General features: G+C 52.9%; 20 protein-coding genes. 12 read left to right on the top strand and 8 right to left on the bottom strand.

Annotated features, from left to right (window positions below; translation table 11 throughout):
• Positions 1 to 14 precede the first annotated feature (14 nt).
• The 4 genes from araC to LF929_RS10265 form a co-directional block, all read right to left on the bottom strand.
• Positions 15 to 968, bottom strand: coding sequence for an arabinose operon transcriptional regulator AraC (gene araC, locus LF929_RS10280; RefSeq protein ID WP_016941343.1), 954 nt, complete (start codon positions 966 to 968; stop codon positions 15 to 17).
• Positions 969 to 1,037: 69 nt separating this feature from the next.
• Positions 1,038 to 2,024, bottom strand: coding sequence for an L-arabinose ABC transporter permease AraH (gene araH, locus LF929_RS10275; protein ID WP_038904385.1), 987 nt, complete (start codon positions 2,022 to 2,024; stop codon positions 1,038 to 1,040).
• An 18-nt stretch (positions 2,025 to 2,042) separates the two neighbouring features.
• Entirely contained in the window at positions 2,043 to 3,566 is a 1,524-nt protein-coding gene (gene araG, locus LF929_RS10270) for an L-arabinose ABC transporter ATP-binding protein AraG (protein ID WP_226092553.1), read from the bottom strand.
• An 88-nt stretch (positions 3,567 to 3,654) separates the two neighbouring features.
• Positions 3,655 to 4,638, bottom strand: coding sequence for an arabinose ABC transporter substrate-binding protein (locus LF929_RS10265; RefSeq protein ID WP_038908005.1), 984 nt, complete (start codon positions 4,636 to 4,638; stop codon positions 3,655 to 3,657).
• Between the two features lie 382 nt (positions 4,639 to 5,020).
• On the opposite strand from LF929_RS10265, the gene LF929_RS10260 reads away from it, so the two are divergent.
• Both LF929_RS10260 and araA read left to right on the top strand, forming a co-directional pair.
• Positions 5,021 to 6,706, top strand: a complete 1,686-nt coding sequence (locus tag LF929_RS10260; RefSeq protein WP_038908006.1) for a ribulokinase — start codon at positions 5,021 to 5,023, stop codon at positions 6,704 to 6,706.
• A gap of 54 nt (positions 6,707 to 6,760) precedes the next feature.
• Positions 6,761 to 8,272: an L-arabinose isomerase gene (araA, locus tag LF929_RS10255; protein WP_226092554.1), complete on the top strand. Its 1,512-nt coding sequence runs from the start codon at positions 6,761 to 6,763 to the stop codon at positions 8,270 to 8,272.
• A gap of 158 nt (positions 8,273 to 8,430) precedes the next feature.
• Here araA and LF929_RS10250 read toward each other — a convergent pair whose 3' ends face one another.
• Entirely contained in the window at positions 8,431 to 10,143 is a 1,713-nt protein-coding gene (locus LF929_RS10250) for a polysaccharide lyase family protein (protein WP_210176757.1), read from the bottom strand.
• A 791-nt stretch (positions 10,144 to 10,934) separates the two neighbouring features.
• Between LF929_RS10250 and ydgT the strand changes: the two genes are divergently transcribed.
• The 8 genes from ydgT (at position 10,935) to nth (ending at position 17,731) form a co-directional block, all read left to right on the top strand.
• Complete coding sequence (gene ydgT / locus LF929_RS10245; protein WP_038906351.1) at positions 10,935 to 11,150, top strand: transcription modulator YdgT; 216 nt, start codon at positions 10,935 to 10,937, stop codon at positions 11,148 to 11,150.
• A 398-nt stretch (positions 11,151 to 11,548) separates the two neighbouring features.
• Entirely contained in the window at positions 11,549 to 12,130 is a 582-nt protein-coding gene (rsxA, locus tag LF929_RS10240; protein WP_210176758.1) for an electron transport complex subunit RsxA, read from the top strand.
• Entirely contained in the window at positions 12,130 to 12,720 is a 591-nt protein-coding gene (rsxB, locus tag LF929_RS10235) for an electron transport complex subunit RsxB (protein ID WP_210175660.1), read from the top strand. Before rsxA ends, rsxB begins: the two co-directional genes overlap by 1 nt.
• Positions 12,713 to 14,692: an electron transport complex subunit RsxC gene (gene rsxC / locus LF929_RS10230; RefSeq protein ID WP_210175661.1), complete on the top strand. Its 1,980-nt coding sequence runs from the start codon at positions 12,713 to 12,715 to the stop codon at positions 14,690 to 14,692. The genes rsxB and rsxC overlap by 8 nt, the downstream gene beginning before the upstream one ends.
• Complete coding sequence (gene rsxD, locus LF929_RS10225; RefSeq protein WP_226092555.1) at positions 14,693 to 15,745, top strand: electron transport complex subunit RsxD; 1,053 nt, start codon at positions 14,693 to 14,695, stop codon at positions 15,743 to 15,745. It abuts the gene before it with no gap.
• 12 nt (positions 15,746 to 15,757) lie between these two features.
• Positions 15,758 to 16,387 (top strand): electron transport complex subunit RsxG, encoded by a 630-nt coding sequence (rsxG, locus tag LF929_RS10220; RefSeq protein WP_038925960.1) that lies wholly within the window; start codon positions 15,758 to 15,760, stop codon positions 16,385 to 16,387.
• Positions 16,384 to 17,079: an electron transport complex subunit E gene (locus LF929_RS10215; protein ID WP_038908013.1), complete on the top strand. Its 696-nt coding sequence runs from the start codon at positions 16,384 to 16,386 to the stop codon at positions 17,077 to 17,079. Before rsxG ends, LF929_RS10215 begins: the two co-directional genes overlap by 4 nt.
• A 16-nt stretch (positions 17,080 to 17,095) precedes the next feature.
• Positions 17,096 to 17,731, top strand: coding sequence for an endonuclease III (gene nth, locus LF929_RS10210; RefSeq protein WP_038904395.1), 636 nt, complete (start codon positions 17,096 to 17,098; stop codon positions 17,729 to 17,731).
• A 123-nt stretch (positions 17,732 to 17,854) separates the two neighbouring features.
• Here nth and cysB read toward each other — a convergent pair whose 3' ends face one another.
• The 3 genes from cysB to LF929_RS10195 form a co-directional block, all read right to left on the bottom strand.
• Entirely contained in the window at positions 17,855 to 18,829 is a 975-nt protein-coding gene (cysB, locus tag LF929_RS10205; protein ID WP_038908014.1) for an HTH-type transcriptional regulator CysB, read from the bottom strand.
• Between the two features lie 339 nt (positions 18,830 to 19,168).
• Positions 19,169 to 21,790, bottom strand: coding sequence for a type I DNA topoisomerase (gene topA, locus LF929_RS10200; protein WP_226092556.1), 2,622 nt, complete (start codon positions 21,788 to 21,790; stop codon positions 19,169 to 19,171).
• Between the two features lie 164 nt (positions 21,791 to 21,954).
• On the bottom strand, positions 21,955 to 22,089 hold the full coding sequence (locus LF929_RS10195; RefSeq protein WP_264084732.1) for a hypothetical protein: 135 nt from the start codon (positions 22,087 to 22,089) through the stop codon (positions 21,955 to 21,957).
• A 140-nt stretch (positions 22,090 to 22,229) separates the two neighbouring features.
• On the opposite strand from LF929_RS10195, the gene LF929_RS10190 reads away from it, so the two are divergent.
• Positions 22,230 to 22,499 (top strand): YciN family protein, encoded by a 270-nt coding sequence (locus LF929_RS10190; RefSeq protein WP_038904399.1) that lies wholly within the window; start codon positions 22,230 to 22,232, stop codon positions 22,497 to 22,499.
• A 382-nt stretch (positions 22,500 to 22,881) separates the two neighbouring features.
• Positions 22,882 to 23,475, top strand: a complete 594-nt coding sequence (locus LF929_RS10185) for a YolA family protein (protein ID WP_226092557.1) — start codon at positions 22,882 to 22,884, stop codon at positions 23,473 to 23,475.
• The last annotated feature ends 34 nt before the right edge of the window (positions 23,476 to 23,509 follow it).

The raw sequence follows: 23,509 nt of genomic DNA, 5'->3' as shown, positions 1-23,509 counted from the left end.
GACAATTACGGCCTCTACGGCGTCACAACCCAGGGATGAGGCGGAGCGAGCGATTCACCTCGCCAGGGAGAAACCTCCACCGGTTTTTCTATCAACGGATGATGGATTTCGCTGTTACGCCGCCTGAAATCGCTGGGGCTAACACCTACCCGCTTGCGGAAAACGCGGGAAAAGTAGAGCTGATCGTCATAACCAACTACACGACCGACGGCAGCTATCGACTCCTGTGTGGTCTGTAACAACAGCTTGGCACGGATGACACGTTGGTCTTCGCGCCAGCGCAGGATGTTCACGCCGACCTGTTCACGAAACAGATGGGCCAGCCGCGACGGCGACAGACAAACATGGCGAGCCACCTCATCAATGCGCAGTTCTCCGGCCAGATTACCGGTAATAAACTGGCACGCCTCGATGACACGCGGATCCATAATGCGCTGCGGGCTCTGTGGATCTTCTTCCATAGCACGCAATAACAGGCGCTCTAGCAAGTTCATCGCCAGTTCCTCAGCAAAACGCCGCCCGGAACGGTGGGTCTGCTCAATATTGGCGAATAACTTGTCAAACTCCTGCAACAGCCCAGGATTGGAAAGCGTCAAGCGCCCCACATCACAGCCTTTACTGTGCCACTCCAGCCAGTCGGCCCAGTAGGCACGAGGGCGGAAATAGACCCAGCGGTGATACCAACAGTCGCTACCGGGCGCACGGCCATAATAGTGACGCGACCGGGGTGGGAACAGCAGCAGGTCGCCAGGGTTACAGAAAAACGTATCATCGCCATCTAACACCTTCCCCTGACCTTTGATGGTCAGGTTGATGATGTATCCCTTCATACCATCTGGACGATCAATGAAGAAATCCAGCGGTCCGCCAGCCAGAATCGGCGTCAGTCCCGCCACCAGATAGGCGTTAAACGCATAACCGGGCAGCAACGGGTTAGGCTGGGACTCATGCGCCATACGGTGATACATGCGGCCTCCTGAAAAGAGATTCTCGTCTCGTTATGGATAGCGCCAGCACAGGCTGGCGCTATCCGGCTATCACACCGTTTTCTTCGACAGTTGTTTGTAGCGGTCAAAGATAACCGCGGCCAGCAGAATCAGACCACGCACCACATATTGAGCAAAGGGCGAAATATTCAACAGGTTCATGGCGTTTTCCACCGTCCCCAGGATAAGCACCCCGGCCACCACATAGGATATCTTGCCGATACCGCCTTTCAGTGACACACCGCCCAGTACGCACGCTGAAATCACAATCAATTCATAACCGATGGATGTCATCGGCTGTCCACTGGTCATACGCGATGCCAGAATGATACCCGCCGCCGCAGAAACCAGCCCGGACAGACCGAAAATGATGATTTTGGTCCGTACCACCGGCACCCCGGCCAGGCGGGCTGCCTCTTCGTTACCGCCAATCGCCAGCGTGTTGCGACCAAAGGTGGTTTTATTGAGCAGCAAACCGAACAACACCATGCAAATAACCGTCAGCCAGATCGGTGCTGGCAATCCCAGCCAGTTGGCATATCCCAGCGTGAAGAAGCGTTCATCTTCGATACCCACCGCCTTGCCATCAGAAATGATGTACGCCAGCCCGCGCACAATCTGCATGGTCGCCAGTGTGGTGATCAGCGCGTTGATTTTCAGTCGTGCGATGACAAAGCCGTTGAGTAAACCGAACGCAACGCCAAGCAGTAAGCCCGCGGCAACGCCCAGCCACAGACTCTCGCTGATGTTGATCACCACCGCGGTAGTGACACCCGCACAGGCAATCACCGAGGCGACCGACAGGTCAAAATCGCCGGAAGCCAGACAAAACAACATGCCGCACGCCACCATGCCCGACATGGAAATCGCCAGCCCCAGTCCTTTCATGTTGACGAAGGTAGCGAAATTAGGCACGAACAGCGCACAGGCCAGAAACAGTGCGGCAAACACGACCAGCATGCCGTAATTATCCCAGATACGGGACAGGCTGAAGCCATGAGATTTACCAGCATGAGAAGGGGAACTAACCGTAGACATTCATCAACTCCTTGGCGGTCAGGCAACCGCGGGTTCAGTAGCAGTCGTTTTTAACATCGCCAGACTCAGGACCTGCTGCTCGCTGGCTTCGTCGTGCAGCACTTCGCCGGAAATGGCACCTTCGCGCATCACCACGATGCGATCCGCCAGCCCCAGCACTTCGGGCAGGTCGCTGGACGCAAACAACACGGCAATACCCTGCCGGGCCAGCTCATAAATCACGTGGTAAATCTCATGCTTGGCACCGACGTCAATGCCTCGGGTCGGTTCATCCAGCATGATCACTTTCATTTCCTCTGACAGCCAGCGCCCGAGGATCGCCTTCTGCTGATTACCACCGGACAGGTTCATGATCAGTTGCTCTGGCGATGGAGTTTTGATATTCAGCGCCTGAATGTGGTGATCGGCGTTTTCCTCCTCCCAGGCTTCATTGATGATGAAACCGTTTTTGATGTGTTTGCGACGGGCGCTGATATTGATGTTATCCCGCACCGAGTGCACCGGAATGATACCGTCAGCTTTACGGTCCTCCGGGCACAGCATCAGCCCGCTACGAATCGCATCGCCGGGGGTTCTGGCACGCAGCGGTTGCCCATCCAACCGTACCTCGCCGCTGGTAATGCCGGTCGCGCCGAACAGCGCCTTCATCAGTTCACTACGCCCGGCGCCCACCAACCCGAACAGGCCGACAATTTCGCCGCTGCGTACTGATAACGACACCGGTGATTTCACACCAACAGCTTTGACTTCATGCAATTCCAGCCGCGGTTCGCCATGTGGACGTGGCTGATAACCGTAAATATCACCCAGATTGCGGCCCACCATGGCTTGCACCAGTTGCGCATGGTCAACCTGCTGCATATCGGAGAAGGTTTTCACGTAGCGTCCATCTTTAAACACGGTGATGGCATCGCTGAGTGCAAAGATTTCCTCCATACGGTGTGAGACGTACAGAATCACCCGCCCTTCGCTGCGTAATTCACGAATCACCCGGAAAAGTTGTTCAATCTCACGTGCCGACAACGAGCTGGTTGGTTCGTCAAAGGCGATAATCTTGGCATTGCGTGCCAGCGCCTTAGCGATTTCCACCATCTGCCATTGCCCAATGGACAGGTATTTCAACGGCGTGTCCGGGTCGATATCCAATCCAAGGTGTTCCAGTTGTAAGCCGGCCTCGTAACGCAGTAGCGATTGGTTTACCAACCCACCTTTATGCGGCAACTGCCCCAGATAGATGTTTTCCGCTACCGTCATTTCCGGCACCAGATGCAGTTCCTGATAGATGATCGCCACACCGGCATTCAGCGCGTCCATCGTATTGGTAAAGCGCACTGGCTGCCCTTTAATGTGAATTTCTCCCTGTGACGGCGTGTAATTGCCGCTCAAAATTTTCAGCAAGGTGGATTTCCCCGCGCCGTTTTCTCCCATCAACGCGTGGATTTGCCCGGCATGACAGTCAAAACTGATGTCATCCAGTGCCTTGACGCCGGGAAACACTTTGCCGATCCCCCGGAAGGATAAATAAGGTGACTGTACGGTCATTTCAGCATCCTCAATGGTCTGCGCCGTCGGATGACGGCGCGGCCAGTGTTTTGCCCGCGCGGCTACCAGCACAGGCGGGCAAAGGTCATCACATCAAGCCTTTTTTCTGCAGTTCAGTTTTAAAGTTATCGCGGGTAATCAGCACCACATCCGTCACCTCGGTGAATTTCTGCGGTTCAACGCCTTTTGTTACCCAGTCATGCAGCATCTGGATGCTCTTGTAGCCATGTACGTCCGGGCTTGGCAGCAGCGAGCCGTAGAAACCGGTCGGTTGTGCTTTGGACAGTTCGCTGACCGCATCGACCCCATTGATACCGATACCGATGACATTAGCGGCCTTGAATCCCTGACCTTCGGTCGCACGCACACCCCCCAGTACGGTGTTGTCGTTCATACCGACGATCAGCCAGTTTTTCACGTTAGGGTGTTGCACCAGCAGCGAGTTAGCGGCATCAAATGCGCCGGGGATATCGTTAGACTTAGTTGGAACCTGATAGATCTGTTTTTCCGGGAATCCAGCGGCTTTCAGTGCCTCCATCGATCCCGATGTGCGGCGGCGAGCGGTATCCAGCTCATTGGCAGTGATCGCCATCACCGCGGTGTCTTGCAGTTTCCAGCCACGTTTCTGCATCTCTTTCCATAATTCCTGCCCCTGACGTTCGCCAATCTTGGTGGCGGCCATCATCACCAGCGGTACGGTGTCCATGGGTTGCCCTTTGGCATTCACAAACTGGTCATCTACGGCAATCACTTTCAGGTTATAGCTGCGCGCTTTGGCAACGATAGCTGCCCCCAGTTTCGGATCAGGTGTACAGATAACGAAACCTTTGGCACCGCTTGCAGCAAGGCTGTCGATAGCATTGAGGGTTTTCTCGCCATCGGGCACGGCTATCTTGATAACGTCAAATCCCAGGTCTTTACCGGCTTTGTCGGCGAACCGCCATTCAGTCTGGAACCAGGGCTCTTCCGGTTGTTTAACCAGAAAGCCCAGCTTCATATTTTCTGCGATAGCCGATTGTGACATAACCGCAGCCAGGCCAATCGCCGCCAGAACCTTAGTGAATTTATGCATGGTTTTCTCCGCTCATTGTTATCTTTACCACGATGGCAACCGGAGGTGCCATCACGTATGTAAACGATCTCAGTAAAATGCTTTTTTCTGGAACAATGGAAAAACAATAAGTTATTGTAATTCCATCCTCCGTTTACCTTCAGACGCGTAAGTTGTAGCGGGTATTTTCACCACGAAGAGAGAGCGCAATCACATTCAGAAACTACAGCTGATTCGTGCATAGATTCAGCAAATTTAACCTGCCATTAACTTATGACCGCCATCACAAAACCCCTGAGCGTGGCAGAAAAGTACATACTTCCAGCTAATGACTCCTCACGGCGTTAAATCGGCCTGTCTATCGTAAACAGCGTGATCCCTACGATTAACAGGAGCAGCAACGATGAGTGCGGGCGCCATTACTCTTGGTCTTGATTTTGGCAGCGATTCTGTCCGTGCGCTGGCGGTGGATTGCCACAGCGGGCAGGAATTGGAAACAGAAGTGGTCTACTATCCGCGCTGGCGTCAGGGACAATATTGTCACCCGGCCAGCAACCAGTTTCGCCACCATCCATTGGATTACATCGAATCACTGGAATTAGCGATTCGGACTGTGGTCGCACGATTGACTCCCGAACAGCGCCAGCAGATAAGCGGCATTGGCGTCGACTCCACCGGTTCAACGCCTGCGCCAATAGATGAACAAGGCAACGTGCTGGCGCTACGTCCGGAGTTTGCGGATAACCCCAACGCCATGTTTGTGCTATGGAAAGATCACACCGCTATTGATGAAGCTGAAGCCATCAATCAGCTATGCCGCAGCGGCCAATTCCCGGATTACACCCGCTACATCGGTGGCGTGTACTCATCGGAATGGTTCTGGGCCAAAATTCTCCATATCACCCGGCAGGATGCGGCAGTACGTCAGGCGGCGGTCTCCTGGATAGAACTGTGTGACTGGGTACCCGCCCTGCTCTCCGGCACCACGGCGCCGGGCGCAATTCGTCGCGGCCGTTGCAGCGCCGGGCACAAATCACTGTGGCACCCGGATTGGGGTGGCCTGCCGCCAAAAGATTTCTTACAGGCGCTCGATCCCTGCCTGACAGAAAAACTGCACTACCCACTCTTTACCGAGACCTGGACGGCTGATCACCCGGTCGGCACGCTGACGCCACAATGGGCACAGCGATTAGGTTTGCCTGACAATGTCGTGATATCCGGCGGCGCTTTCGATTGTCACATGGGTGCAGTCGGTGCAGGGGCTAAGCCCTACACGCTGGTTAAGGTCATCGGCACCTCAACCTGTGACATTCTGATAGCAGACGCGGATCGTGTTGGCGACAAAACGATCGCCGGGATCTGTGGTCAGGTGGATGGTAGCGTCGTCCCCGGTTATATCGGTCTGGAAGCGGGTCAATCCGCCTTTGGTGATATGTACGCCTGGTTTGGCCGTGTGCTCGGCTGGCCACTGCAACTGGCCGCCAGCGAACACCCCGAGTGGCAATCACAATTGGATCAACTGCAATCCAGCCTGTTGACACAACTGACACAAGCCTGGGCCGATTCCCCCTCACTCGATCACCTGCCGGTGGTGCTCGACTGGTTTAATGGCCGCCGCACACCGTTTGCCAACCAGCGGCTCAAAGGCGTGATTGCTGACCTCAATCTCGGTACCGATGCCCCGGCGCTGTTTGGTGGATTGATTGCCGCCACCGCTTTTGGCGCACGCGCCATCATGGCGTGCTTCGAATCTCAGCAGATCCCGGTAGAAAACCTGCTGGCGCTCGGCGGGATCGCCCGTAAATCCGCCACCATCATGCAAGTGTGTACCGACGTGATGAACCGCCCGATGCAAATCGTGGCCTCGGACCAATGCTGCGCGCTGGGTGCGGCTATCTTCGCCGCTGTCGCCGCCGGAGCACATCCGGATATTCCTTCTGCGCAACAGCACATGGCCTGTGGAATCGAACGCACGTTGATGCCAGACCCTGAGCGTGTCGCCCGCTATCAACGGCTCTACGAACGTTATCAGCAGTGGTGTCGGCTGGCGGAACCCGCCTACAGCCCCCACGCCGGGGCAGACCATTGAGTGTTTGCCGAACATCACTTTTACATCCCTTTGGGAACCCAAACAGGAGTCATCATGGAACAATTTAAGCCGCTCGAAGTCTGGTTTGTGATTGGCAGTCAGCATCTGTACGGCCCGGAAGCACTGCGTCAGGTAAAAGAGAATGCCGAAAAAGTGGTGAATGGCCTTAATCGTGACGCCAATCTGCCAGTGCGGCTGGTACTCAAACCGCTGGTCAAAACACCGGATGAAATTACCGCGCTGTGCCGCGATGCCAATTATCAGGATAACTGCATCGGCTTACTGACCTGGCTGCATACCTTCTCACCCGCCAAAATGTGGATTGGTGGCCTGAGCATTCTGAATAAGCCGTTGTTGCAGTTCCATACCCAGTTCAATGCCGATATTCCATGGGACAGTATGGACATGGACTTTATGAACCTGAACCAGACGGCCCACGGTGGGCGTGAGTTTGGGTTTATCGGCGCACGCATGCGTCAGGCCCATCAGGTGGTGGTCGGTCACTGGCAGGATCGCCATGCCCATGAACGCATTGCCAAATGGATGCGCGTTGCTGCCGCGTTGCAGGAAAGCCGCCAGCTCAAAGTGGCACGATTTGGCGACAACATGCGGGAAGTGGCGGTCACCGAAGGTGATAAAGTCGGTGCGCAAATTCAGTTTGGCTACGCCGTCAGTGCCTGGGGATTGGGAGACCTGGTCGGTGTGGTGGACGATATCGGCCAGGGCGATGTGGACGCGCTGATAGAAGAGTACGAAGCAACCTATACACTCAGCGACGCAGTCAAACTGCACGGTCCCAAACGGCAGAATTTGCTGGATGCCGCTCGCATCGAGCTCGGTCTGAAGCGTTTTCTCGATCAGGGCAACTTTAAAGCCTTTACCACCAACTTTGAAAACCTCTACGGCCTGAAGCAACTCCCCGGCATAGCGGTACAACGCTTGATGCAACAGGGATATGGTTTTGGCGCTGAAGGCGACTGGAAGACAGCTGCACTGCTGCGTGTCATGAAGGTGATGGCACAAGGTTTACCCGGTGGTACCTCCTTCATGGAGGATTACACCTACCATTTTACACCCGGTAACAATCTGGTGTTGGGTGCACACATGCTGGAAGTCTGTCCGAGCATTGCCAGCGAAGCCAAACCACTGGTGGATGCGCAATACCTCGGGATCGGCGGTAAGGCGGATCCAGTACGGTTGATCTTCTCCGCCCCGGCCGGATCAGCACTGAATGTCAGCGTTATCGATCTGGGTGATCGTTTCCGCTTACTGGTTAATCAGGTCGATGCCGTCGCACAGCCGCACCCATTACCGAAACTGCCGGTTGCCCGCGCGCTGTGGCAGGCTCAGCCATCACTGGAAACTGCGGCCGAAGCCTGGATTCTGGCAGGTGGTGCACACCATACTGTCTTCACGCAGTCGCTTGATCTGGATTATTTACGGTTGTACGCCGACCTGCATAACATCGAGTTGACGGTGATCGACCAGCACACCATCCTGCCTGCTTTCAAAGATGGGCTGCGTTGGAACGACCTGTATTACAAGCTGTGCGGACATCGGGCCTAATCCCCCCAACCGCTCGCCGGTTAGTAACACGGTAAACAGACAACGTTGTAAACAACAAAGCCGACACAATGTGTCGGCTTTGTTTCTTTCTATGGTCAGCAAGTCTATGGCCAGCCAGCTATCTATTTCCAGTACACCAAACGTACCTGCGACGGTCGCTATTTTGTCAATGTCACGACGTCGTACATAAAGGTGCCACCATTGAGTGTAAACGTAATGGTGTTGGTACCGTCGCGCAGTAAACCACTGTCGATAGGAATACGCTCGTAGTGATATTTACCGCTATTCAGCGCCCCGCGGTACACGGATTTATCATTGTCATACTGAATATCTTTGACTTTAGTGCCGTTGACCAACACCGATAACGACGGCGTCGTCGGGTTAGTCATTCCCCGGTTACTGGCGGCGGCAAACGCCACATTCAGCACCCGACCACTGCCATCGGCACGATCGATATAATTCACATTCCAGCTACCGGGATTGGTCTGGGCGTAATACCAATCCTGTGCCGGGCTCGACTCGCCGATGGTATACGTCAGATTGGCCGGAACATCATTCTGCCAGTGATAATTGCGCAGCTGGTCGCCAAACCGGAATTCCGACGCCAGCCGATCACTCTGACCAATAGCCCACACCACCGGTGCCGCCTGAGCTAACTGGATAGCGGGTATTGGCGTATTACCGGTGACATTCACAACATCGCTGTAGAGCACGCCCGGCCTGCTGCCACCATTGGCATAAATCGTCAGGGTATATTTCCCTTTGCGCACCTTATCAAAGCGAAAATTTCCCTGACTGTCGGTATTAGTAGTGAAGGCATAGCCTAAGGTCTGTACATCTGACGCTTCATTAAGCGAAGACGATAGCGTCACGTTCAACGGGACGGTGGTATTCACGCTACCGGTTACGCTGGCGCGATCCACCGGGAAACGACTGTCATTCACCCAATTATATGGCCATGAGGCGATTTCCTGCCGACTACGCGCCAGCGCGTCACTGTACATCTGCTCATCGGTACCGGCATTCACATACAACAACCAGGGGCCATACAGCTTTTGCCAGCCAGGCGGGGCTATCAAGTCCGGCGTACCGAAATGCGAACCCGTCATATACATGATCGCCAGCCCGTCCTGATGCACCATTAAGTCCTGCTTGGTGTCGTCACCCGACATATATTCACTACTGCCCGGGACTATCCAGGCACCGATATTGTTGCCGTATACGCCCCAGACCGGGGTTTTGCGCATATAACCGGCGAAGTCGTATTTGGAGTAATAACTACCATCCGGTAATTTCCAGGTTTCATCCTGAATCTTCTCAAAGTTATTGAGCTGGGAGTAGAGATAGGGCTTGGTGGTATGAATACCATTGGAGATATGATCAAGCAGAAAAGGATTAAACCGGTACACCCCGCGTAATTCGCTCACCGTGAGATTGGATGACGTATCATTCCGTGCCACGGCATAGCTATAAATCCCGCTGACACCACGCCGTACGATAAAGTGGTATTCCAGACTCAATGCGCTGGTTTCATTATCGATATAAGCAATATGTACAATGTCTTTCGTGTTTTCAATCACAGAAATCTGCTGTGGTTTAAACTTCAGAAATGCGCCTGAATAATAATCCAGATAACCGGTACTGCTTTTACCCAGCGCGTTCACCTGGCTATTGGCTTTATCGATAAGATTTTGACTGCCGTTTGACAGAGTGCCGATACTGCCATCGCTGCCAATCGCGACGGAAACCAGTCCGTTATCTATTTGTGCTTTCATGCCGGAAAGCCCCACGCTGACATCAGACGGTGATGCCGCCTGTGCCAGTGAGGAACCCAGTATGCTGATTGCGATAAGCATTTTTCTGCTTTGCATAGACCATTTCCCTTTTCTCTACGTCATCGACATGACCCGAAATCGACGGAAAGAAACTGATTGGACGTCATGACCAACGCTCCTTCGTCAACATGCGGATTCCCCCGCGCTTTCACCACCTGTGCGGAGTCCCATTCTGTGCAACCGATGATATCCCTACCTTTTTGCCATTGCCCTGACAGTCAGGATGGTGGCAAAGAAACGAAGATATGCCTGACCACTTTCGCATTTTCAGGTTACGGCGCGCTAACCATTCTGTCGCCTCCTGGCACACTGTGCCTTTTACGATGCCCAGAACACGCTGACGACTCTCCCGTGCCGACTCTCCCGTAAAGCACACTATTTCCCCTGAAACACAAGATATAATGCCTCTGTTCACAGCAGTGTTTTCTTCTACAATCCGAATGTCGGCAGGTATAGAAAACCAGTGAAAGCACTATTCATCCTTTTATTTATCAGTCGCAAGCGCATTACTCGCGGTTTTACGAAATGACGTGTTAATTAAATCCGCAACGACGTATTGATACTTGATGACGTCTCCTGACGAATATTTTTATTAACCATAATGCGTACCAAGTGTATACCCTAAATAATTCGAGTTGCAGGAAGGCGGCAAGAGAGTGAATCCCGATGAGCTTACTCAGGTAAGTGATTCGGGTGAGCGAACGCAGCCAACACACCTGCGACTTGAAGTATGACGGGTATATATTTTTGAATTCAATACTGGACATAAATGTTATGACGAATATACTGAATCCCCTAAAATCACTACTATTGATAATTTTGCGCAAATGAGCGTTTACGAATATTTGTTAAAGTTCAGAAAAGTGAATTCACCAGAAAGTCTTGAGAAATTATTTGATCACCTAAATTATTCTCTGACTGATGATCATGAGATTATTAATATGTACCGTGCCGCTGACCATCGTCGGGCGGAATTAGCAGCGGGCGGAAAGCTGTTTGATATTGGTCAGGTGCCGAAATCCGTCTGGCATTTTGTAGTCTGACGTTTTATAGCCTGAACGCTTTGTGGTCTGAGAGGTACGCCAACCTCACAGACTGCATGGATACCCCTTACCACATGGCAACCAGTGCTCGCCCGCCACGCACTGCTCAGTGGATTTCCGCACCGTTTTATATTTTCTTACTATTTATACCCGAAATACTTCATGCTCTGGATAACGCGCTCGCGTTTTGAACAGTGCAACACGTTAACCCTGTAGAACAAGGCTCATGAGTAGGATTAATAACGCCATCCTGCAGCTTGACGGATGACGGCTAACGCCTGTTAGCTTATCTTTTCCCCGCTTGCCCCGAGTGATTGCTGAATAACCCCACAGAGGGTAAGTTGCCGAACGCCTGACAATACCCGATAATACGCCGGTTTTATTGTGTAGGCACTGTAATGAGCGAATATGTATTACTGTTTGTTGGCACGGTTCTGGTCAACAACTTCGTACTGGTGAAATTCCTGGGTCTCTGCCCATTCATGGGCGTGTCCAAAAAGTTGGAAGCCGCTATTGGCATGGGGTTTGCCACCACATTTGTGATGACGATAGGGTCGGTATTTTCCTGGCTGGTCAACACCTATGTCTTGCTGCCGCTGAACCTGCTCTACCTGCGCACGCTGGCGTTTATTCTGGTGTTTGCCGTCGTAGTGCAATTCACCGAACTGGCGGTGCGAAAAACCAGCCCGGCGCTCTACCGCTTACTGGGTATCTTTCTGCCACTGATCACCACCAATTGCGCCGTCCTTGGGGTGGCATTGTTAAGCGTCAATCAGTCGCACAATTTCCTGCAATCAACCATTTATGGATTCAGTGCTGCCGTCGGCTTTTCACTGGTATTGGTGTTATTTGCGGCACTGCGTGAACGCCTTGCAGTCGCCGATGTACCGGCACCGTTTCGCGGGTCATCAATAGCACTGGTGACTGCTGGGCTAATGTCGCTGGCCTTTATGGGCTTTACCGGGTTGGTGAAACTGTGATGAACACTATCGGGATGGCCATTGTCGCACTCAGCGCGCTGGCGATAGTGTCCGGGCTTATTCTGGGGTTCGCCTCCCGGCGCTTTCGCGTGGAAGCTGATCCGGTAGTAGAACATCTGGAAGCGATGCTGCCACAGAGTCAGTGTGGTCAGTGTGGTTATCCGGGTTGCCGACCTTATGCCGAAGCTATCGCCCTCAATGGCGAGCTCATCAACAAATGCGTGCCGGGCGGAGAACCGCTAATGCTTAAGCTGGCGGATCGCCTGAATATCGAGCCGCAGCCGCTGGATGCCGATACACCACAGAAGCCGGAACCGCAGGTCGCCTGGATAGACGAAGCGAACTGCATAGGTTGTACCAAATGTATTCAGGCCTGCCCGGTCGACGCCATTATCGGTTCCACGCGTGCCGTTCATACCGTCATCCGTGATCTGTGCACCGGTTGCAACCTGTGTGTGGCCCCCTGCCCGACGGATTGTATTGACTTAAGACCTTTAGCGCCGACAACCGCCAACTGGAAATGGAATCTCGACGCCATTCCGGTGCGAGTCATCCAGGCGGAAAACCGTGTGATCGAAAACCATGTTTAAGCTGTTCGCCGCCTTTAGAAAAGACAGAATCTGGGATTTTGCGGGCGGGATTCACCCTCCGGAAATGAAAACCCAATCCAGTCAGGTACCGCTGCGTCAGGTTCCTATGCCTGACTATCTGATTATCCCGCTCAAGCAGCATCTTGGTCCGGAAGGCGATCTGTGCGTCAAAGTCGGTGATCCGGTACTCCGTGGGCAACCGTTGACGCGTGGCTTTGGCCGTATGCTGCCAGTGCATGCGCCAACCTCCGGCACCGTACATGCCATCCGTCAGCATATGAGCAATCATCCCTCCGGGTTGACGGAACTGAGCATCATTATTATCCCAGATGGAGTAGACCGCTGGTGTGAACGCCGTAAGCGGGTCGACTATCGTCAGGCAACAGCGTCCGAGCTGGTGGAACATCTGCATCAAGCCGGTATCGCCGGGCTGGGGGGCGCAGGTTTCCCCACCGCCGCCAAATTACAGGGCGGCCTGCGCGGCATCGAGACGCTGATCATCAATGCCGCTGAATGCGAGCCCTATATCACCGCCGACGACCGGTTGATGCAAGAGTGCGCACAGGAAATTGCACAAGGGGTCGATATTCTTGACCACCTGCTACAACCGCAACGTATCCTGCTGGGTATTGAAGACAACAAGCCGGAAGCCATCACGGCACTGCGTGTTGCACTGGTGGATTACCCACGCATTCAAATGCGCGTCATTCCCACCAAATACCCCTCTGGCGGTGCCAAGCAGCTAACCCGAATTCTGACTGGCAAAGAAGTGCCATTCGGCAAGCATTCAGCGTCTATTGGCGTGCTGATGCAAAACGTCGGCACCGCCTATGCTATCAAACGCGCTGTTATTGATGGCGAACCGTTAACCGAACGTGTCGTCACCCTCACCGGTGATGCGTTACGCCAGCCGGGTAACGTCTGGGCGCGGTTGGGGACACCGGTACGTCATTTGCTGCGCCATGCCGGTTATCACGTCACCACAACCCAACCGATGGTCATTATGGGCGGTCCGCTGATGGGGTTCACCCTGCCCGCACTGGACGTACCGATCATCAAGACCAGTAACTGTATTCTGGCCCCTGCCCGCGATGAAATTCAGCCGCCGGAAGAAGAGCAGGCCTGTATTCGTTGCGGCAAGTGCGCCGATGCCTGTCCGGCAGGGCTGCTACCGCAGCAACTCTACTGGTTTAGCCGGGGACAAGAACACGAAAAAGCGCGCCAGCACCACCTGTTCGACTGTATCGAATGCGGTGCCTGTGCCTATGTTTGCCCCAGCAATATCCCGCTGGTGCAATATTACCGCCAGGAAAAAGCCGAGATTCAGGCGCTGAGTCAGGAATCCCGCAAAGCCGCTGAAGCGAAAGCGCGTTTTGATGCACGCCAGGCTCGGTTGGAGCGCGAAAAACGCTCGCGTGAAGAACGACATAAACAGGCCGCCGCCAGTGTCGCGGCTACCGATAAAAGCGCTGTGATGGCCGCGCTGGAACGCGTGCGGAATAAACAGGCCGCCGCCGTGAAACCCGACATCCGCATTGAACCAGGACAATTACCGGATAACAGTACCGTTATTGCTGCCCGCGAGGCGCGCAAAGCGCAATTACGTGAGCGACAGGCGGAAAAAGCGCTGGATACCACGCTCGACGATACCCCCAAAGCCGCTGATGCGGTAACAAGCGACAAGGCTGACCCGCGTAAAGCGGCGGTCGCAGCAGCCATTGCCCGGGTTAAAGCCCGTAAAGCGGCACTATCTGATAGCACCGGACAAGCCGACAACACAGAGAGCGTGACAACGTCACCTGAAGCATCCCCATTAACGGCAGTCACCGCCCCCGACAGTGATCTCACTGCTGCACCGGGCGACGCCACCCAGAACGACAGCCTCGACCCGCGCAAAGCCGCCGTCGCCGCCGCTATTGCCCGGGTTAAAGCACGTAAAGCCGCCGCATTGTCGGCATCGCAAGAGGATTAAATGGCTTTTAGAATCGCACCCTCACCGTTTACCCATAACCGCCAGTCCACTCGCGCGATTATGCGTTGGGTCTTGCTCGCCTGCGTGCCCGGCATCGTAGCGCAAGTCTGGTTTTTCGGGTACGGCAACCTGATTCAATTGGCACTCGCCAGCATCACCGCACTTTTTACCGAAGCGGTCATCCTGACCTTGCGAAAACGCCCGGTGCTGGAAACACTGCTGGACAGCTCCGCGCTGTTAACCACGGTCTTACTGGCTGTCAGCTTGCCACCTTTTACCCCTTGGTGGATGGTGGTGTTGGGAACAACCTTCGCGATTATCATCGCCAAGCAATTATATGGCGGACTGGGGCAGAACCCGTTTAACCCCGCGATGATAGGTTATGTGGTTCTGTTGATTTCATTCCCGGTGCAAATGACCAGTTGGCTACCGCCACAGGGATTACAAGCATCTCCTGTCGATTTTCAGGAGGCGCTGATGGCTATTTTTACCGGCCATGGCACAGCAGGCCAGACTATCCAGCAACTGATCCAAGGTGTCGATGGTATTAGTCAGGCGACACCGCTTGATGCCTTCAAAACCGGCTTGCGCAGCGGCCATCAACCCGATGTGTTGTTGCATCAGCCGTTATTCAGCGGTGTATTGGGTGGGTTAGGCTGGCAATGGATTAATCTGGCTTTTCTGGCTGGTGGTCTGTTTATGCTATTGTTGCGGGTCATTCACTGGCAGATCCCGTTGAGCTTTCTGCTTGCGTTGTCCTTGTGCGCGCTGGCTGGCTGGCATCTTCATCCAGAGATCAGCGCCCCGCCGCTGCTACATCTGTTTTCCGGCGCCACGATGCTGGGTGCGTTCTTTATCGCAACCGATCCGGTAACGGCGTCGACCACCCCCAAGGGTCGTCTGATATTCGGTGCGCTGATCGGCATACTGGTATGGACGATTCGTACCTATGGTGGTTATCCCGATGGTGTAGCCTTCGCGGTATTACTGGCCAACATTACCGTACCGTTGATTGATTACTTCACCAAACCGCGCGCTTATGGCCATCGCTAAGGACGGATTATGTTGCTGACCACAATGCGTCGCCATGCGACTACACTGGCCTTGTTTGCCGCGTTCACTACCGGATTGACGGCGCTGGTCAACTATCTGACCGAAAGCACCATTTCACAGCAGGTCATCGCGCAACAGCGCGCCCTGCTTGATCAGGTACTGCCTGCCAATCGGTATAACAACAATCTGCTTAGCGAATGTTATCTGGTGACTGACCCGGTGTTGGGGTCTACCTCGCCACACCGCGTGTATATCGCGCGCCACGACGGTACCCCCGTAGCCGCGGCACTGGAAAGTACCGCGCCAGACGGTTATTCCGGCGCAATCCACCTGCTGATTGGCGCAGACTTTCATGGTAACGTGCTGGGAACACGTGTTACCGAACATCACGAAACCCCAGGTCTAGGGGATAAGATCGACATTCGTATTTCCAACTGGATAACCGGTTTTACCGGCCAGACGATAACGGGCCCGCAGGACAGCCGCTGGGCGGTGAAAAAAGACGGCGGCCAGTTTGACCAGTTTACCGGTGCCACCATTACCCCGCGAGCGGTGGTGAACGCAGTGAAACGCAGCGTGTTGTTTTTGCAGACCTTGCCGCCGCGTTTATCCAGCCTGACGCCATGTGGAGAGAAACCATGAACCAGACGAAGGAACTGGCCTTGCAGGGATTGTGGAAAAACAACTCTGCACTGGTACAACTGCTGGGGCTCTGCCCACTGCTGGCTGTTACCTCAACGGCCACGAATGCTCTCGGACTTGGGCTGGCGACCACACTGGTACTGGCCTGCACTAATATTGCCGTTTCAGCGTTGCGCCGCTGGGTGCCAGGCGAAATTCGCATTCCGATTTACGTCATGCTTATTGCCTCGGTGGTCACCATCGTGCAAATGCTGATCAATGCCTACGCCTATGGGTTGTATCAGTCGCTGGGTATTTTTATCCCGTTGATCGTGACCAACTGCATCGTGATTGGGCGAGCGGAAGCCTTCGCTTCTAAAAATACGGTGATACTGTCTGCGCTGGATGGGTTGTTCATGGGGCTCGGGGCCACCAGTGCGTTGTTTGTGCTGGGGGCGATACGAGAAATCCTTGGCAACGGTACCTTGTTTGATGGCGCTGACCTGCTGCTGGGCAGTTGGGCTCGGGTACTGCGCGTTGAGGTGGTACACATGGATTCGCCGTTCCTGCTGATGATTCTGCCACCCGGCGCGTTTATTGGGCTGGGAATGATGCTGGCCGGTAAGTACCTTATCGACGAGAAACGGAAACAGCGCCAGGCCCGTACGGTACGCCCCACCGTCATCGGTTCATCACAGACGTTAGCGGAATAACAGAACGCGGGACAACATGAACAAAGAGAAACGGATTGCCATTCTTAGTCGCCTGCGGGACAACAACCCCCATCCGACCACCGAACTAACATTCAACTCGCCGTTTGAGTTGCTCATTTCGGTACTGCTGTCCGCACAAGCAACCGATGTGAGCGTCAACAAAGCAACAGAAAAACTCTATCCGGTCGCGAATACGCCGCAGGCTATGCTGGACTTGGGCGTGGAAGGCGTGAAGGCGTATATCAAAACTATCGGGTTATTTAACAGCAAGGCGGAGAACATCATCAAAACCTGCCGCATTCTGCTGGAAAAACATCAAGGTCAGGTGCCGGAAGATCGTGCCGCACTGGAAGCCCTGCCGGGTGTGGGGCGCAAAACCGCCAATGTCGTATTGAATACCGCCTTTGGCTGGCCCACCATCGCAGTCGACACACACATTTTTCGTGTCTGCAATCGTACCCATTTCGCACCGGGCAAAAACGTCGAGCAGGTAGAAGAAAAATTACTGAAATACGTCCCGGCTGAATTTAAAGTCGACTGCCACCACTGGCTGATTCTCCACGGCCGTTATACCTGTGTTGCCCGAAAACCACGCTGCGGCGCATGTCTGATAGAAGACTTGTGCGAATATAAAGAAAAAGTCGATATTTGACCGACAACAGCCTTTCCCTCTCATGATAAGGGCAGGTTTTCACCTGCCCTTATGCTTGTCATACCATGTTGTGTCATACGTTATTGACATCACCACGGGTGCAATCGAGCGCACAATAGACGGTTATTTTATCGGCAGCGTCACATCCTTGAACATGGCTTCGATTTCTTCATTGGAGCGCAGCGAAATCGCGGAATCGACCACATCCCGCGTCAGGTGCGGTGCAAAACGATGAATAAAATCGTACATGTAGCTACGCAGGAACGTGCTGCGACGGAACCCGATTTTTGTCGTGCTGTAGCTAAACAAGTTATCAGCATTGATCGCTACCAGATCCGGATCACTGGCAGGCGTGACTGCCATGTTGGCGATAACGCCAACGCCCAGCCCCAGACGGACATAGGTTTTAATCACATCGGCATCGGTAGCGGTGAACACAATGCGCGGCGTCAGCCCGGCCCGATCGAATGCGGTATCCAGTTCTGAACGACCGGTAAAACCAAAGGTATAGGTAACAATCGGGTAAGCGGCCAACTCTTCAATACTGATCTGTGATTTTCCCGCCAACGGATGATCGGGTTTCACAACCACCGCACGGTTCCAGTGATAGCACGGCAGCATAATCAGGTCTTCATACAAATGCAGCGCTTCAGTGGCTATGGCGAAATCCGCCGTACCTTTCGCCACCGCCTCAGCAATTTGCATGGGCGAGCCCTGGTGCATGTGCAGCGATACGCGTGGATAACGCTCGATAAATCCTTTAATCACATCAGGCAGAGCATAACGCGCCTGAGTATGAGTCGTTGCCACATACAGCGACCCCTTATCCGGATAGGTATGCTCACCCGCAACGGCCTTGATGGCATCGACCTTGGACAGGACTTCTCGGGCAATACGAATGATTTCTTGTCCGGCGGGTGTCACTTGCGTTAAATGTTTTCCGCTGCGTGCAAAAATCTGAATACCCAGTTCATCTTCCAGCATCCGAACTTGTTTACTGATCCCTGGCTGGGAGGTATACAACCCCTCGGCCGTGGAGGAAACGTTCAGATTGTGATTAACAACTTCAACGATATAACGAAGCTGTTGCAGTTTCATAAGTTATCCCATTCCGTAATATGTCATGCGCGGCGGCATCTGTATTATTGACGTTATCTGCGTTGACAAGGTGGTGACAGCTCAATGCAACGGTATAGATTCCCGCCATGTGATAAATGCCATTTAATCATAAAAAAATATTTTATATAACCATTTTCCATATTGATTAGACAGTACTGGTACTGGAAAACGGGTTTTTATTTCCTTTTTTGTTATCGGCTGCCTGCGGATGATATTCATGGTTCATGGATCAAAAAAGCCAGCCTGTGCAGGCTGGCTTAAGGTAATGTAACCGTAACCACGGGGAAAAAATGCGGTTTTAGTCAACTATCGGCACAATTAACGCGAGGCCTCGGCCCATTTACCGTCAACATAGAACGCCGACCATCCCGTTGCCTTTCCTTCTTTTTCAGAAGAGACATACTGTTGTTTGGTCTTACGGCTAAACCGCACCAGCGTTTTATTGCCTTCCGGGTCGGTTACCGGCGCATCAGCCAGATAACGCAGCTTTTCCGGCAGGCGATCACGGAAGCGCACCAGCTCTTCCACCAGTGGCGCACGGGTTTCCCGTGATTTCGGGAACGTATTGGCTGCCAGGAACACACCAGCAGCACCGTCGCGCAGCACAAAATACGCGTCGGATTTTTCACACGCCAGCTCCGGCAAAGGAACCGGATCTTCTTTCGGCGGTGCAACTTCACCGTTACGCAGAATTTTACGGGTATTGCCGCAGCTTTCGTTGGTACAGGCCATGTACTTGCCAAAACGCCCCATTTTCAGGTGCATTTCCGAACCACACTTCTCGCACTCAACGACCGGGCCATCATACCCTTTCAGCCGGAACTCGCCGTGTTCAATCTCATAGCCATCGCAGGATGGGTTGTTACCGCACACATGCAGCTTACGCTGATTGTCGATGAGATAACTGTCCATCGCCGTACCACATTTCGAACAACGGCGACGAGCACGCAGCGCATTGGTCTCAGCCTCATCACCTTCCAGCACATTCAGTACTTCTGCTTCCGGGATCAGGTTAATGGTAGTTTTGCAGCGCTCTTTCGGCGGCAACGCATAACCAGAACACCCCAAAAACACTCCGGTACTGGCGGTTCGAATGCCCATCTGACGACTACACGTCGGGCAATCAATGCTGGTGAGCACCATCTGGTTCGGCTTCATCCCACCTTCATCCGGCTCCAGCTCGGCGGTTTCCAGTTGCTTGCTGAATTCGGCGAAGAATTCGTCCAGCACCGCTTTCCATTCGGCCTGGCTGTTGGCAACCAGATCAAGGCTGTTTTCCATACGTGCGGTGAAATCATAATTCATCAACTCGCGGAAGTTATCTTCCAGCCGGTCAGTGACGATTTCCCCCATTTTTTCCGCATAGAAACGACGATTTTCTACCCGAACATAACCACGATCCTGAATCGTAGAAATGATAGCCGCATAGGTAGAAGGACGGCCGATACCGCGCTTTTCCAGTTCCTTAACCAGTGACGCCTCGCTGTAACGTGCCGGTGGCTTGGTAAAATGCTGACTTGGCAACAATTTTTCCAACGACAACGCTTGTCCTACTTCAACAACTGGCAACGTCCGGTCTTCATCGCTCTTGCGCAATGCCGGCATCACTTTGGTCCAGCCATCAAAACGCAGGGTACGTCCCTTGGCGCGCAGTTGATAATCTCCGGCACTGACCACCAGTGTGGTGGAGTCGTACTGGGCTGGCGTCATCTGACACGCCACGAACTGCCGCCAAATCAGTTGATACAGTTTTTGTGCATCAGCTTCCATTTCTTTAAGCTGGTCAGCCAGTACCTTGACATCAGAAGGACGGATCGCTTCATGCGCTTCCTGTGAATTTTCCTTGCTGGTGTACAGGTTAGCGGCATCCGGCAGATAGCGTTTACCAAATTCACTCTGGATATAATCACGCGCCATCACCAGCGCATCCTGACTCAGGTTCGTGGAGTCGGTACGCATATAGGTGATATGACCGGCTTCATACAGTCGCTGCGCCATCATCATGGTTTTTTTCACGCCAAAGCCCAGGCGGGTACTGGCGGCTTGTTGCAACGTAGACGTAATAAAAGGAGCGCCCGGTTTGCTGCTGGTCGGTTTGTCTTCCCGTTCATCGACCACATAACTGGCTTTTTCCAGCAGGCTGAGCGCCGCCTGTGTCTGTGCCTGATTTACCGGGCGAAAGGGTTTACCCTGATGATGCGTTACCTGCATCTGCAATGCCGTCTCGGCATTCGCCAGCAGATCGGCATGTAATTCCCAGTACTCTTCCGGCACAAACGCTTTGATTTCACGCTCGCGCTCGACGACCAGACGCACCGCCACTGACTGCACTCGTCCGGCAGACAATCCGCGGGCAATCTTCTTCCACAGCAGCGGCGACACCATGTACCCGACAACGCGATCCATAAAACGGCGTGCCTGTTGGGCATTAACACGGTTGATATTCAGCTCGCCTGGTTTTTCAAACGCCTGGCGAATGGCATTCTTGGTGATTTCGTTAAACACCACACGGCTAAACCGCTTGTCATCACCACCGATAATTTCCCGCAGGTGCCACGCAATGGCTTCCCCTTCGCGGTCAAGGTCGGTTGCGAGGTAAATGTGGTCAGCATTCTGTGCCAGCGTTTTTAACTCTGAGACCACTTTCTCCTTGCCGGGCAGGATCTCATAATGGGCTTGCCAGCCATGGTACGGATCAACGCCCATGCGATTAACCAGCGCGGTTTTTTCATCTTTTTTGACCGCTTTCTTGGCTTTCTCACCACTTTTGGTTTTCTCAGCAGTGCCTTCAGCGCCCTTCTTGCTCGCGGAACCCGAACCACTGGTCGGCAAGTCACGTACATGCCCTACGCTGGACTTCACCACGTAGTCATTGCCAAGGTACTTATTAATCGTTTTGGCCTTTGCCGGGGACTCGACGATAACGAGAGCTTTACCCATAATATATTGTTACCTACTGAATTCTTTGAAAAAAGAAAAAATTTTCTCAGTTATTCGCTCTGGCTTTCCAGCCGGCGTAGCCTGAACCATCACGGTTGCGGGAAATCGTTTTTTTAACGCGGCGATGGTGCGCCGCACGCATTCACTGCGCCGCAACCCTATGATCAATCAGGATTATTCTTTACTGCATCGCACTCATCGGCAACCGGTTCTATCCCGGTGTAACGCAATTTTTCCGCCCGACGATGCAAAATCCCACACTCTACCTGATAAATAGCACCACGCAACCTAATTAGCATGTAAAACCTGTTTTCGCCAATCATTGCTCTTGTGTTTATCGGCAATAGAGTGACTAAAAATCAGTCCATTTGCGCTAAATCCCGCTCAAACGCTACAATAGTGCCAGAAAAACTAAGGTTACTAGCAGGAGAGAAAGACCATGCCTGGTTTTATACACATAAATGAAGAAAAAACACCGATTAGCCGTGAAGCTCTGCTACAGGAAGCCAATACACTGATTCAAAATCACGACGATTATCTGCATGGCATGATCGCCGATGCGGTCGAACAGAAGAATGGTGTGCTGGTGTTCCGCGGCGAGTACTTTCTCGATAACGACGGGCTCCCCACCAACAAAACCACAGCCGTGTTCAACATGTTCAAGCATCTGGCGCACGTCTTATCAGAAAAATACCAACTCATCGATTAATGCCAACCTTGCACCGGGAGCAGGAGCACGGCGCCCGGTGCCTTCGCGATGTTTTTACGCTTCCCGATTCACGTATCGTTTGGCATTCACCGATATTCCTTTTATGTATTCCCGATGACTAACCGTCAGTCATGTTATGACCACACTTTTTATGTTGTCATAACAAAAAATGGTAACGCTACCATTAACAACACTCCAATAATTAAAAAACAAATATAATGCACTTAATTTAAAAAGATATTATTTAAATGAGATTCTTTTTTAAAAAAACAAAAACATTTCACAACAAATATTGCTATTTATTTACATAACAAAAATCATTACTTATACTCTCGAGCGATGCTTTACCAGCATCCATTAAAAATCATTTATGGAGAGTGTTATGAAAAAGCAATTTGGATTGCCTTTGTTATTGTCACTCGCAGCAGTTTTTAGTCATGGCAGTTATTCTCAAACCCTTAATAATACCGATGAGGCAGGCCTGCCGATTGAATCAGGCCTGACAACGTTCCAGACGCTGGAAAGCAATGGCCCGCTTTCTGTAGCCAGAGATACCCCCCGTTCATCATCGTCTGGTCCATTGCGAGCTCCGGCCCCCGCGCTATCACGTGTGGCGGTCTATGCCGTAGGTTCGTCTAACTGTGGTTGGGAACCCATGACCTCTCTGGGGCAATTTTCAACCACCTGTGACCACGGTGGCTCACAACTTAGGGTAGCGGTACAGGAAATTGGTTACGGCAGTAATCCGGTGGCCTGGATGAACAGCGGTTTATTGCCACGCAGCGCCAATTATCAAACCGATACTATTTGTAATGTCGGGGGGCAATATACCTTCCCTTGTCCGGCCGGTTACACCGTTGTAGGCTGGATGCGTTATTATAATCTGGATGGAAATGAAAGTGGTCAATTCCAATTCCAGGACACATCAACGAATGCGCCAAGAAATACGTTATCCACACAGATAACTATTCGATAATTCATCACATGAACGGCCCCACGGGCCGTTCATT

This window comes from Dickeya oryzae (genome assembly GCF_020406815.2).
Classification (GTDB): Bacteria; Pseudomonadota; Gammaproteobacteria; order Enterobacterales; family Enterobacteriaceae; genus Dickeya; species Dickeya oryzae.
Note: the sequence above shows the minus strand (reverse complement) of the source record. Positions and strands in the feature narration are given on the sequence as shown.